Raw genomic sequence first — 12,935 nt, 5'->3', positions numbered from 1 at the left:
GGCAAGAAATGGCTTCACATGGTTTGTCTGCCAGAGCGTCCTGGCAGACAAGTGAATCTGACGTTTATCGCTGCTTCAGCCCTAAATCCAGCGGCGTCTTGCTGGGTTCCCCGCCGATCTCGCGCGCCAGCTTCGGCACCATGTAGCCGGAGATGAGGGTCAATAGTTCACGCATGATTTCACGGGCTTCATCATCGCTAACCATGAAGTGCGCCGCCCCTTGCACCCGATCCAGCACGTGCAGGTAGTAGGGCATTACCCCGGCGTCAAACAGCGCATTGCTGAGGTCGGCCAAGGTTTGCGCGTTGTCGTTCACCCCGCGCAGCAGCACGCTCTGGTTGAGCAACGTGACGCCCGCCTGACGCAGCATGGCCATCGCCGCGCGGAACACATCGTCAATTTCATTGGCGTGGTTGACGTGGTTAACCAGGATTACCTGCAGCGACGAACGCTGGAAGCGGCTGGCCAGCGTCTCGGTGATGCGCGCCGGGATCACAATTGGCAGGCGGCTGTGAATACGCAGACGCTTAACGTGCGGAATAGCTTCCAGCTGGGTCATCAGCCAGTCAAGCTCATGGTCCTTTGCCATCAGCGGGTCGCCGCCGGAGAAGATGATTTCATCAAGCTGCGGATGCGCTGCGATGTAGTCCATTGCCGTCTGCCAGTTGCGCCTGGTGCCCTGATTTTCGGCGTATGGGAAGTGGCGGCGGAAGCAGTAACGACAATTTACCGCACAACCGCCTTTCACCAGTAGCAGTGCCCGGTTGTGATATTTGTGCAACAAGCCGGGCACCACGCTGTGCTGTTCTTCCAGCGGATCGGTGGAGTATCCGGGGGCGACGATAAACTCTTCCTCGGCGGTAAGTACCTGACGAAGCAGCGGATCGTTAGGGTTGCCTTTCTCCATGCGGGCGATAAACGCGCGCGGGACGCGCAGCGGGAACAGGCGTCTGGCCTCGCGTCCGGCCAGCAGTTTTTCATCAGCGTCTACATTTAAAAGACGCAGCAGTTCATCAGGACTGGTCACAACATTGGCAAGTTGCGTTATCCAATCTTCTCTGGATGGGGTATTTAGGGTTACAATATGCGCCATTTTGTGGCTTAGCTACCAGTTAAACAATTTCAGAGGGCCTTATGGCGACTTACTATAGCAACGATTTTCGTGCTGGTCTTAAAATCATGTTAGATGGCGAACCTTATGCGGTAGAAGCCAGCGAATTCGTTAAACCAGGTAAAGGCCAGGCGTTTGCGCGCGTTAAACTGCGCCGCCTGCTGACTGGCACCCGTGTTGAGAAAACCTTCAAATCTACCGATTCGGCAGAAGGCGCGGACGTTGTCGATATGAACCTGACTTACCTGTATAACGACGGTGAGTTCTGGCACTTCATGAACAACGAAACTTTCGAACAGCTGTCTGCTGACGCGAAAGCGATCGGTGACAACGCTAAATGGCTGCTGGATCAAGCTGAGTGCATCGTTACCCTGTGGAACGGCCAGCCGATCGCGGTCACCCCGCCGAACTTCGTTGAGCTGGAAATCATTGAAACCGATCCAGGTCTGAAAGGCGACACCGCGGGTACTGGCGGTAAACCAGCGACCCTGTCTACTGGCGCCGTGGTTAAAGTTCCGCTGTTCGTCCAGATTGGCGAAGTGATCAAAGTGGATACTCGCTCTGGCGAATACGTATCCCGCGTGAAATAATTTCGCGTCATGATGACTGGCGCAGCCTCCGTGCTGCGCCGCTCTTTACGCACAGGTACGACGAACACGAGACATGAAGCGCAGCGTAAAACTTCTGGTGTTACTGTTTCTGAGCAGCGCGTTACTGGCTGGCTGCAACACCGCCCGCGGAGTGGGTGAAGATATTCAGGGCCTGGGCCACGCCATCTCTCACGCCGTGAGCTAAATTTCCTTCCGTTTTGCTAGTGGCGGTTGCCTCCTGGCGCGCCAGCTTCCTCCACGAATATTCCTTTTCTCTTAAAAATCGCAAAGATCCCTTCATCTGTGGACGTTTTGTCTATGCTTATAGGGCATGAAAACAAAACTGACACTAAGGATGACATTATGGTGAAAAAAACGATTGCAGCGTTCTTTACGGTTTTGGTCCTCTCTTCAGCACTGACTGCTTGTAACACTACGCGCGGAGTGGGTCAGGATATTTCAGAAGGCGGCAGCGCAATCTCTGGCGCGGCAACCAAAGCTCAGCAATAAACGCCGTCGACGGTACGGTTTTACGCCGTACCGTTCTTCACTTCCCCCATCCTGTTGGATATACTCACTGCGACTTTTCATCCACCTTACGGGACGACCCGTAAGCGTTTCTCATCCGGGGACGGCCCCAGCAAAGGAGCCTTATGTCCTGGATAGTCTTATTTATCGCTGGTCTGCTGGAAGTGGTATGGGCCGTCGGCCTGAAATATACCCATGGCTTTAGCCGGCTGGTTCCCAGCGTCATCACCATCGTGGCGATGGTCGTCAGCATGGCGCTGCTTTCGTGGGCGATGAAAACCCTGCCGGTGGGAACTGCTTACGCCGTCTGGACCGGAATCGGCGCTGTGGGCGCCGCCGTGACCGGTATTGTGCTGTTGGGTGAATCCGCCAGCGCTATGCGTATCGCCAGTCTCGTCTGCATCGTGGTCGGCATCATTGGCCTGAAGATTAGCGCGCACTAGTTGTAGCGCTGATTGACCCAGATCAGTTTGCTGACATCAAAGCCCTGCCGGGTAGCAATATCCAGCATCTGCTGCCTGACCTCCGGAGCGATGGTGGGTGCCCGCGCCAGTAACCAGAGATAGTCGCGATCGGGTCCGCAGACCAGCGCGTAACGATACTCCTTATCCAGGGCAATGACGTTATAGCTGCCGTAGAAAGGGCCGAAGAAGGAGATCTTCAGCGCGGCGCGGCTGGGCTCGCCGGTAAAGTACGCCACTCCATCCGTTTTCTGCCACATACCGCGGTCGGGGTTATAGCCTTTATTGACCACGTCCAGGCCGCCGTCATCGCGTGGGTGCCAGGCGATCGTGACCTTTTCCAGCCCGCTTTCAAAAGGGTGGTCAAAGCGGGCGATTTCATACCAGGTACCCAGATAGCGCTGAACGTCGAAGGGACTGACCACGGTGACGCCCGGCGGTGGGGTGGGCGTGCTGCAGGCGACAGACAGGAACGAGACGGCAATCGCGGTGATTATCGGCAGGATACGCATGGCATGCTCCTTGCTGGCTTTTAAGCTAAGTGTAGAGTCCAGCAGGGAAAAGGCGGCAAGATTTTTACATGAAGCGAGCCCGGTAGCAGAAATGCGACCGGGCTCTTGCAGGATCAGATAAACAGTACGCCAACGAGGGTGATGACGCTGAGGATTGCCGCCAGGCCGTAGAAGACCCACTTACCGTTGGGTACATGGATTTTCAGGTCGTGCATGGCGTGGTGAATACGGTGTAGACCGCACCACAGCGGCAGAACAATCATCAGAAAGATGAATGCGCGGCCGATAAAGCTTTGGGCAAAAGCCAGCACGCGCTCATAGCTGAAGGCGTCTGCCGGGGCGAGCCCCAGCGGCAGCAAGATGCCGACCAGCAGCACCATCACCGGCGCGACGATCGCGCCCCACATGCCGCCTGCGCCAAACAGCCCCCAGAATACGGGTTCATCGGAACGTTTCGGATTGGGATTAATCATCTCAGCCTCCTTACCAGAACAGGGCCACAAACAGGATCACCACAGTGACCACCGCCGTTACCACCCAGAGCCCTTTAATGACCGGCTCTGGCCCCATTTTTTCGCCTTTGATGATGACGTTGGCGGCTTTCGGCGCCAGCTCAAACCAGGTTTTGGTGTGCAGCAGCGCCGCCGCCAGGGTAATCAGATTGAGGATCACCACCACCGGGTTTTGCAGGAATCCGATATATCCCGCCCAGCTTTCGGCGCCGTGCTTGAGGGCAAACAGCCCGTAAATCAGCACAATGCTAAACCATACTGTCGGTACCGCTGTCCCTTCCCGCACCATGTAGAAGCGATAAAACGGCAGCTTTTTCCACCAGGTGGAGGTCATTGGCCGCACGTAGGGTTTGCGTTTCGTCGTCATAATGCACTCCTTAGCGTGGTTTCAGGGTGGCGATAAGAAAGTCTTTCGAGCTTTCCACCTTGCCCTGCTGGATCGCGGCCGCCGGGTCGACGTGCTTCGGACACACTTCCGAGCAGTAGCCCACGAAAGTACAGGTCCAGACGCCGTTCTGGCCGTTAAGCTGCGCCATACGTTCCTTTTTGCCGTGGTCGCGGCTGTCTTCGTTGTAGCGGTGGGCGAGGGTGATCGCCGCCGGGCCGATAAATTCCGGATTCAGGCCGAACTGCGGGCAGGCGGCATAGCACAGCCCGCAGTTGATGCAGCCGGAGAACTGATGGTATTTGGCCATCTGGGCTGGCGTCTGCTTGTTTGGCCCCTGGTCCGGCGTGCGGTTATTGCCGATGATATACGGCTTAATGGCCTCCAGACTTTCGATAAAGTGGGTCATATCCACCACCAGATCGCGTTCGATCGGGAAGTTGGCCAGCGCCTCAACTTTGATGCCTTTGGTGTAATCGCGCAGGAACGTTTTGCAGGCCAGCTTCGGCACTTTGTTGACCATCATGCCGCAGGAGCCGCAGATCGCCATCCGGCAGGACCAGCGGTAGCTCAGGTCTGGCGCCAGGTTGTCTTTGATGTAGCCCAGGGCGTCCAGCAGCGAGGTCTGCTCATCATAGGGCACGTCATAGAATGCGCTATGCGGTGCGGTGTCGACCTCCGGGTTGTAGCGCACCACTTCGACTTTCAGGTTTTTCATCTCAGCCATGGGTGGTCTCCTTCTTCTCAGCCGCTTCCGCTTCGGCGCCATAGACACGTTTTGCCGGTGGCAGCGTGGTGATCTTCACGTCGCCATATTCCAGACGGGTGGTGCCATCGGCCTCGCGGAAGGCGAGGGTGTGCTTGAGGAAGTTGACGTCGTCGCGCTCGGTACAGCCCTCATCCAGACGCTGGTGCGCACCGCGCGATTCTTTTCGGGCGATGGCCGAGTGCGCCATACATTCGGCAACGTTCAGGCCGTGTCCCAGTTCAATGGTGTACAGCAGGTCGGTGTTGAACACGCTGGAGTTGTCGGTAATGCGCACGCGCTTGAAGCGCTCCTGCAGCTCAGCCAGCTTATCGATAGTTTTCTGCATCAGCTCCGGCGTACGGTAGATGCCGCAGCCTTCCTCCATCGACAGCCCCATTTCGTCGCGGATTTTCGCCCAGTTTTCGTTACCTTCCTGGTTAACGAGATTTTTCAGCCGTTGCTCTACATCGGCGGCCTGTGCATCTAGTGCGGCACTATTTGCCTCAGTCGTCTGTGCGGCGCGCTGCATAGCCTGTTCCCCGGCCAGGCGGCCGAAGACCACCAGCTCGGCCAGCGAGTTGGAACCCAGACGGTTGGCGCCGTGCAGACCGACGGACGAGCATTCGCCCACGGCAAACAGCCCTTTGATCCGGGTTTCGCACTGCTGATCGGTTTCGATACCGCCCATGGTGTAGTGCGCGGTCGGGCGCACCGGGATCGGCTCTTTCACCGGGTCGACGCCGACGTAGGCTTTCGCCAGTTCACAGATAAACGGCAGACGCTCCAGCAGTTTTTTCTCGCCGAGGTGGCGGAGATCGAGGTAGACCACGTCGCCGCGCGGCGTCGGGATGGTGTTCCCTTTCCGCCATTCGTGCCAGAAGGCCTGGGACACTTTGTCGCGTGGACCCAGCTCCATATATTTGTTCTTCGGTTCGCCGAGCGGGGTTTCCGGGCCCATGCCGTAATCCTGCAGGTAGCGATAGCCGTTTTTGTTGACCAGAATCCCGCCTTCACCGCGGCAGCCTTCGGTCATCAGGATCCCGGAGCCCGGCAGGCCGGTCGGGTGATACTGAACAAATTCCATATCGCGCAGCGGCACGCCATGGCCCAGCGCCATACCCATACCATCACCAGTAACGATGCCGCCGTTGGTGTTGTAACGATAGACGCGCCCGGCGCCGCCGGTAGCCAGCACGACCGCGTTAGCGCGGATCTGCACCAGGGTGCCTTCCATCATATTCATCGCTACCAGGCCGCGGGCCTGCCCGTCATCGACCAGCAGGTCAAGGACGAAATGTTCATCAAAGCGCTGAATTTGGGGAAACTGAAGGGAGGTCTGGAAGAGAGTATGCAGCATGTGGAAGCCGGTTTTATCGGCGGCAAACCAGGTGCGTTCGATTTTCATCCCACCGAAGCGCCGGACGTTGACGCTGCCGTCGGGGCGGCGGCTCCACGGGCATCCCCACTGTTCCAGCTGGGTCATTTCCGTTGGGCAGTGATGAACGAAATAGTCGACGACATCCTGCTCGCACAGCCAGTCGCCTCCGGCGACGGTGTCGTGAAAATGATACTCAAAGCTATCGTGATCCTGGGCAACGGCTGCGGACCCCCCTTCTGCAGCGACCGTATGGCTGCGCATCGGATAGACTTTAGAAATCAGGGCGATTTTGGCATTGGGGTTGGCCTGGGCGGCGGCGATAGCGGCGCGTAGGCCTGCTCCGCCAGCACCAATTACGGCGAGATCGGCTTGAAAAGTTTGCACGACATTCCTCCAGTTTTAGTGTATTTCGCCGCCGGGCTGGCGAAAAAGTATCACTGCTCCTTTATAGGTACAGGAGTATAGCCGTAGGGTCAGTAAGGAAAATTGACGTGTTCGATTTTTTTATCGATATGTGCGGTTATTTATCAGTGATATTTATGCATTCAGGTTAACGATAGATTAATGGCATGTAATCTGCCGGGGATTGCACAAAATTTGTTTCACTCGCCGGTTGCGAGTAGACTTCGTGCCCTTAATTTGCAATCGGAGAAAGTACCATGAGCGAGACGGCAACCTGGCAGCCGAGCGCACCCATTCCCAATCTGTTGAAACGCGCGGCGGTGATGGCGGAAATCCGCCGTTTCTTTACCGATCGCGGCGTGCTGGAGGTGGAGACGCCTTGCATGAGTCAGGCGACGGTAACGGATATTCATTTGTTCCCGTTCGAAACCCGTTTCGTCGGCCCGGGCCATTCACAGGGACTCAATCTGTACCTGATGACCAGTCCGGAATACCATATGAAGCGCCTGCTGGCGGCGGGCTGCGGTCCGGTTTTCCAGTTGTGTCGCAGCTTTCGTAATGAAGAGATGGGCCGGCATCACAACCCGGAATTCACCATGCTGGAGTGGTATCGTCCGTGCTATGACATGTATCGCCTGATCAACGAGGTGGACGACCTGCTGCAGCAGGTTCTGGAGTGTCAGCCAGCGGAAAGCCTCTCCTATCAGCAGGCGTTCCAGCGTCATCTGGATATTGATCCGCTCTCTGCTGATAAAACGCAGTTGCGTGAAGTCGCGGCGAAGCTGGATTTAAGCAATATCGCCGATACTGAAGAAGATCGCGACACGCTGCTGCAACTGTTGTTCACCATGGGCGTGGAGCCGCACATCGGTAAAGATCGGCCGACGTTTATCTATCATTTCCCGGCCACCCAGGCCTCGTTAGCGCAGATCAGCCCGGAAGATCATCGGGTCGCCGAGCGCTTCGAGGTTTACTACAAAGGTATTGAGCTGGCGAATGGTTTCCACGAGCTGACCGATGCCCGCGAACAGCGTCTGCGATTCGAGCAGGACAACCGCAAACGCGCCGCGCGCGGCCTTCCGCAGCAGCCTATCGATAACAACCTGCTGGCGGCACTAGAGGCGGGCCTGCCGGACTGCTCCGGCGTGGCGCTGGGCGTTGACCGTGTGGTGATGCTGGCGCTGGGTGCCGAAAGCATCGGCGAGGTGATCGCCTTTACGGTCGACCGCGCCTGATGGCGCTGTCACCTCCTGCCGCCTGAGAGCGGGGGAGGTGACAGACCCGCCCTGACCGATCCTCCCTCACGCTATCCCGGTTTTCGCCCGAATACCCACAATCTCCTTCCGTGCTTTTGCTACTATCCGCGCTCATTTTTTGAGGCCAGGCGTTGCCTGTTGGGTGATGCCCTCGTTTGGATAGATTTATGCATCAACAATTCAAGAAGATGAGCCTGATTGGGCTGATTCTGATGATCTTCACTTCGGTGTTTGGCTTTGCCAACAGCCCGTCGGCGTTTTATCTGATGGGCTACAGCGCGATGCCGTTTTATCTTTTTTCCGCCCTCTTTTTCTTTATTCCGTTCGCGCTGATGATGGCGGAGATGGGCTCGGCTTATCGTCGCGAAGAGGGCGGGATCTATTCCTGGATGAACCACAGCGTCGGGCCGCGCTTTGCTTTCATCGGCACCTTTATGTGGTTTGCGTCGTACGTGGTGTGGATGGTGAGTACGGCGGCTAAAATTTGGGTGCCGTTATCCACCTTTTTGTTTGGCGCGGACAAAACCCAGACCTGGGCGCTGGCTAGCCTGACCCCGACGCAGACGGTGGGCATTCTGGCAGCCTGCTGGATGGGTGTCGTGACCTTTATTGCCGTCAAAGGGATCAATAAAATCGCCAAAATCACCGCCGTCGGCGGCATCGCGGTGATGGGGCTTAACCTGGTGCTACTGCTGGTGAGCGGGGCGATCCTCCTGCTCAACGGCGGCCATTTCGCCCAACCGTTAAACTTCACCTTTTCACCTAATCCCGGGTATCAGTCGGGCATGGCGATGCTGTCGTTTGTGGTATTTGCCATCTTTGCCTATGGCGGAATTGAGGCGGTCGGCGGCTTAGTGGATAAGACTGATAAGCCGGAAAAGAACTTTGCCAAAGGGATTATCATCGCGGCGATCGTTATCTCGGTCGGTTACTCGCTGGCGATTGTGCTGTGGGGCGTGAGCGCCAACTGGCAGCAGGTGCTTGGCGCGCGTTCGACCAACCTCGGCAACATCACCTATGTGCTGATGACCAGCCTTGGGACGACGCTCGGCCAGGCTCTGCACCTGACGCCAGAGTCGGCGGCCCTGACCGGAGTCTGGTTCGCCCGTATTACCGGCCTGTCGATGTTTCTCGCTTACACTGGCGCGTTCTTCACCCTCAGCTATTCTCCCCTGAAAGCGATTATCCAGGGCACGCCAAAAGCGCTCTGGCCGTCGGTGATGACCCGTCTCAACGTCAACGGCATGCCCGCCGCGGCGATGTGGCTGCAGTGTCTGCTGGTCGGGGTGTTTATCGTACTGGTATCGTTCGGTGGGGATAGCGCTTCCGCGTTTTATAACAAGCTGACGCTGATGGCCAATGTCTCCATGACCTTGCCCTATCTATTCCTGACCATCGCCTTCCCGTTCTTCAAGGCGAAAACGCATCTTGACCGACCGTTCGTGATTTTCAAAAACCGTTCGTCGACGCTGCTGGCGACCGGCGTGGTGTTGCTGGTGGTGACTTTCGCCAATATCTTCACCATTATCCAACCCGTCATCGACAGCGGGGACTGGAACAGTACCCTGTGGATGGTCGGTGGACCGATCTTCTTCTCACTGCTGGCGCTGGGGATCTACGAAAGCTACCGTCGGCGCATGGCGTCCGGCGCGCTGGTGATGGAGAGTTAAAGAACCTGCCCGGCGGTGCAGCCGGGCAGGGGATGGTTTACAGGCTACCAGCCGTACGGCGGCTGGTTTTTCCGGCCGAGGTCATGGTTTTACTGCTTTGCCTGCCGTCGATACTTTCCAAACGCATCTGGAACGGAGGGAACGGCATATCAATGCCATGTTCGCGGAAGCCCGCCAGGATCAGCTGATGCATCTCATGGCGCAGCGGCATGCGATGCCCCATCTCCGCGGCAAAAATACGCAGCTCGAAAATCTGGATCCCCTGCTGCAGGTCGACGAGAAACGCCTCCGGCGCCGGGGTATCGATGACCAGCGAGCAGCGATGCGCCGCGGCAATGAGAATTTTCGTGACCTCGTCGGTATCGGCGTCCACGGGGGCCGGCACTGTCAGCACCACGCGGGTGACTGAGTCCGACAGCGACCAGTTGATAAACTGTTCGGTGATGAAGGCCTTGTTCGGCACGATAATCTCTTTCCGGTCCCAGTCACTGATGGTGGTCGCACGGGTATTAATGCGGGTGATGCTGCCCGTCAGGTCGCGAATGGTGACTGTATCGCCGATGCGGATCGGCTTCTCAAACAGGATAATCAGGCCGGAGATAAAGTTGGCGAAGATCTCCTGCAGGCCAAACCCGAGACCCACACCCAGCGCGGCGACCAGCCACTGCAGCTTCGACCACTCAATACCGATCATCGAGAAGCCCACCAGCCCGCCGACGAGCATCAGCAGATATTTGGTGATGGTGGTGATGGCGTAGCCGGTGCCGGGCGTTAAATCGAGATGCTGGAGGATCGCCAGCTCCAGCAGCGCGGGCAGGTTGCGCACCAGCTGAGTGGTGATGATCAGCACCAGAATGGCAATCAACACCGCGCCAAGCGTGATCGGCTCAAGGCTTTCCACCCCTTGTACCGTCGAGGTCACGTCCCACAGCGAGATATTCTCAAGGAAGCCAAACGCCGAGTGAATTTCCGACCACAGCACGATGACCGACAGCAGCGCGATCAGCATCAGCAGGGAACGCACAAGCCGCAGCGACTGGGTACTGATGGCATCGAGATCGACCTCGCTGACCTCCGTCTCCACCGACCCCTCCGGACTGCTGACGTGAACGGGCTCATCTTCGCCGCGGGCGCGCTGGGCGAGAATTTCCGCGCGACGGTGGCGGGCCCGGTCGAAGGCCAGCCGGCGGCGCTGGATCAGCATCCAGCGGCGGATGATGTGATAGACCACCAGCAGCAGGAACCAGATGGCGACCGAGGTTTCCAGACGCGCAAGCAGCGCCTGGGCGGTGGCGAGGTAGCCGACGGCGGCCGCCAGCATGGCCACCAGCGGGGCGCCAAGCATCAGGTTCCACAGCAGGCGGTTCACCATATTGTCGCCATTCCCCTCTTTATCCAGATAGAGCGGAATACCGGCGTGCTTAAGGCTCAGGGTAACCACCGCCAGCGCGCCGCAGATCAACAGGAAGCACAGGCGGCCCAGCGAAGCGGAGAACTCGCGGTCGTTAAGATTATCAAACATGATCAGCGCCATAATCAGCGGCACAATCAGCCCGATGCTCATCAGGTAGTAGCGCATCGCTTTCGCCACGCGGTTACGCGGCCAGCCGAAGTGGGCGATAAACAGCCCGTTTGGCCGGGCGAAGGTGGCGCAGATCATCACCACCCACAGCAAAGGCACGGTCGCCGTGACCCCATCGCCTATCGCCACCGCCAGCGGGAAGGGCCAGGCGGACTGCAGGCCATAGCCGAGCGTCATCCACAGCACCGGCAGCGGCGAGGCCACCAGTATCGACCAGAAGACCGTGCGCAGCGTCAGCCAGAAGTGATCCTGGGTGACTTTCCCCACCCGGGCGCTGGAGCGCTCAAGGAAGCGGGTGAAATGGCGTCGGGAGCTGATGCTAAAGCCAACCAGCAGCAGGGCGGCAAACAGCGGCAGCAAGGTCTCTTTGCTGGTGAGCATCATCGCGCTGGCTTTGCCCAGCTCGCTGATGGTATCCAGGGAGATCAGACGCCGTAGATCCTGGACAATCTCCAGCGGCCAGGAGAAGCCGATGGGGCTGACGTCCGAAGTCCAGAACAGATAGCGGTGGGTCGCTTCGTTGATCTCTTTCAGCGCGTCTTCCAGCTGGCCGTTGGCGACCTTCAGCTTAGTGAGCTCCAGCATCAGAGTATCGCCGCCGCGCAGCAGCGAGTTCAGCAGCTCGTTCTGCGTGCGCAGCTGCGCCTGCAGGATCTTGTTCTGCTCGCTGGTCAGCGGTTGGCCGTCGGCCTGACGGATCTGCCGCAGCTGTGGTTGCTTACTGAGTAAATCTTCAAAGCGCAGACGCTGCACGCGCAACTGCGCCATTTCCGTATCCAGCTGCTGTGGGCGAGGGCGCTCCGGCAGTCGCGCCACCTGGGCGCGTAAGGCTTCACCCAGCAGGTTGGAAGAGCCCAGCCACTGCGATTGCTCGCGCAGGGTGTTTAACGCCTGGCGCACCTGCAGCGTTTGATTCGTCGCCTGCCGCTGCTGGGAGGCCACCAGATCCATGCGCTGCGCCTGCTGGTTCAGCGCCTGGGAGAGCTCCCGGTTGACCTTGAACTGCGCGGTGATGTCCGGCGGCAGGTTTTCACTGTTCTCCGCCAGCAGTTCGGTGCTCTCCAGCGCCTTTTCCGCCTCCCGCTGGCGCTGGCTGTTCTGTAAATTGCGCAGCGCCTGCAGATAGGCATCCAGTTGTTCGCTCTGCTTTTGCGCCAGCTCGGAACGGGCGCGCGACAGCTCCTGGCGGTTGTTGGCGGAAAGCTGGGCGAGGTCGAGTTCATCCACCAGCGCCTTCAGGCGCGCCGATTCCGCCTGCAGGGCAAGATTTTGCGCCTGGGCGAGAGCATTGTTGCCGGTTTGCGTGCCGATGCGGCGCTCAACCTCATTGAGCTGACGACGGGCATCGGTTTGCTGTTGCGGCAGCTGGTTCAGGGAGTCGGCGATTTCACGCGCGCGATCCTGCTCCTGCTGCGCCTGGCGGCTCGATTCCAGCAGCTGGCTGCTGACCTGCAGGATCTCCTGGTTCAGCGCATCGGCGGTCAGGCCGGTTGGCACCTGGCGCGGTTCTTCGCTCAGATTGTTGAGCTGGGAGCGCAGGCTTTGAAACAGTTTGGGGAAATTATCGATAACGTCCTGATACTGACGGGCGCGCTCGAGGGACGATTTTTGCTCCTCAAGCGCGTTCAGCGCGGACTGCAGAACTTCAACGGTTTCAGGCTGGGCGGGCTTTGCCGCCTTCGCCTGTTCCAGTTCCTGGGTTATCTGTTTAGCATCCGGGGCTGTCGCAGCGTACGCCCCGAAACTGAGGCTCAAGGCCAACAGGAAAGTGTATATCAGGCGCACGGCATAACCCTTTTT

General features: G+C 58.3%; 13 protein-coding genes. 6 read left to right on the top strand and 7 right to left on the bottom strand.

Translation table 11 applies throughout. The annotated features are described in order from the left end of the window. Nucleotides 1–64: 64 nt before the first annotated feature. Nucleotides 65–1,093 (bottom strand): EF-P beta-lysylation protein EpmB, encoded by a 1,029-nt coding sequence (gene epmB / locus SP68_RS23625; RefSeq protein WP_040971189.1) that lies wholly within the window; start codon nucleotides 1,091–1,093, stop codon nucleotides 65–67. Nucleotides 1,094–1,134: 41 nt separating this feature from the next. On the opposite strand from epmB, the gene efp reads away from it, so the two are divergent. The 4 genes from efp (at nucleotide 1,135) to sugE (ending at nucleotide 2,672) form a co-directional block, all read left to right on the top strand. Further along, a complete protein-coding gene (gene efp / locus SP68_RS23620) occupies nucleotides 1,135–1,701 on the top strand; it encodes an elongation factor P (protein ID WP_002885506.1) in 567 nt (188 codons plus the stop codon). Between the two features lie 73 nt (nucleotides 1,702–1,774). Further along, entirely contained in the window at nucleotides 1,775–1,906 is a 132-nt protein-coding gene (locus SP68_RS23615; RefSeq protein WP_002885511.1) for an entericidin A/B family lipoprotein, read from the top strand. A gap of 158 nt (nucleotides 1,907–2,064) precedes the next feature. Next, nucleotides 2,065–2,211 (top strand): lipoprotein toxin entericidin B, encoded by a 147-nt coding sequence (gene ecnB, locus SP68_RS23610; protein WP_004206423.1) that lies wholly within the window; start codon nucleotides 2,065–2,067, stop codon nucleotides 2,209–2,211. 143 nt (nucleotides 2,212–2,354) lie between these two features. Further along, nucleotides 2,355–2,672 carry a quaternary ammonium compound efflux SMR transporter SugE gene (gene sugE / locus SP68_RS23605; RefSeq protein ID WP_004206425.1) on the top strand — a complete coding sequence of 106 codons (318 nt, stop codon included), beginning with the start codon at nucleotides 2,355–2,357 and terminating at the stop codon, nucleotides 2,670–2,672. Here the strand turns inward: sugE and SP68_RS23600 are convergent. From SP68_RS23600 to frdA, 5 genes are all read right to left on the bottom strand, one after another. Continuing rightward, a complete protein-coding gene (locus SP68_RS23600) occupies nucleotides 2,669–3,202 on the bottom strand; it encodes a lipocalin family protein (RefSeq protein WP_008807208.1) in 534 nt (177 codons plus the stop codon). The two genes, sugE and SP68_RS23600, sit on opposite strands and share 4 nt — an antisense overlap. 113 nt (nucleotides 3,203–3,315) lie before the next feature. Next, entirely contained in the window at nucleotides 3,316–3,675 is a 360-nt protein-coding gene (gene frdD / locus SP68_RS23595; protein WP_002885526.1) for a fumarate reductase subunit FrdD, read from the bottom strand. A 10-nt stretch (nucleotides 3,676–3,685) separates the two neighbouring features. Beyond that, complete coding sequence (gene frdC, locus SP68_RS23590; RefSeq protein WP_002885530.1) at nucleotides 3,686–4,081, bottom strand: fumarate reductase subunit FrdC; 396 nt, start codon at nucleotides 4,079–4,081, stop codon at nucleotides 3,686–3,688. 10 nt (nucleotides 4,082–4,091) lie between these two features. Continuing rightward, nucleotides 4,092–4,826: a fumarate reductase iron-sulfur protein gene (gene frdB, locus SP68_RS23585; protein ID WP_004177729.1), complete on the bottom strand. Its 735-nt coding sequence runs from the start codon at nucleotides 4,824–4,826 to the stop codon at nucleotides 4,092–4,094. Next, nucleotides 4,819–6,609, bottom strand: coding sequence for a fumarate reductase (quinol) flavoprotein subunit (gene frdA / locus SP68_RS23580; protein WP_008807207.1), 1,791 nt, complete (start codon nucleotides 6,607–6,609; stop codon nucleotides 4,819–4,821). The genes frdB and frdA overlap by 8 nt, the downstream gene beginning before the upstream one ends. Before the next feature lie 275 nt (nucleotides 6,610–6,884). Between frdA and epmA the strand changes: the two genes are divergently transcribed. Together epmA and yjeM are read left to right on the top strand one after the other, a co-directional pair. Next, a complete protein-coding gene (epmA, locus tag SP68_RS23575) occupies nucleotides 6,885–7,862 on the top strand; it encodes an elongation factor P--(R)-beta-lysine ligase (RefSeq protein WP_008807206.1) in 978 nt (325 codons plus the stop codon). Nucleotides 7,863–8,050: 188 nt separating this feature from the next. Next, a complete protein-coding gene (gene yjeM, locus SP68_RS23570) occupies nucleotides 8,051–9,553 on the top strand; it encodes a glutamate/gamma-aminobutyrate family transporter YjeM (protein ID WP_016160143.1) in 1,503 nt (500 codons plus the stop codon). A 37-nt stretch (nucleotides 9,554–9,590) separates the two neighbouring features. Here yjeM and mscM read toward each other — a convergent pair whose 3' ends face one another. Beyond that, the gene (gene mscM, locus SP68_RS23565; protein ID WP_040971201.1) at nucleotides 9,591–12,920 is read right to left on the bottom strand and encodes a miniconductance mechanosensitive channel MscM; all 3,330 of its coding nucleotides are present in this window, start codon (nucleotides 12,918–12,920) and stop codon (nucleotides 9,591–9,593) included. Between the last annotated feature and the right edge of the window lie 15 nt (nucleotides 12,921–12,935).

This window comes from Klebsiella variicola (assembly GCF_000828055.2).
GTDB classification, from domain to species: domain Bacteria; phylum Pseudomonadota; class Gammaproteobacteria; order Enterobacterales; family Enterobacteriaceae; genus Klebsiella; species Klebsiella variicola.
The sequence above is the reverse complement of the archived record's forward strand: the minus strand, read 5'-3'. Positions and strand labels throughout refer to the sequence as shown.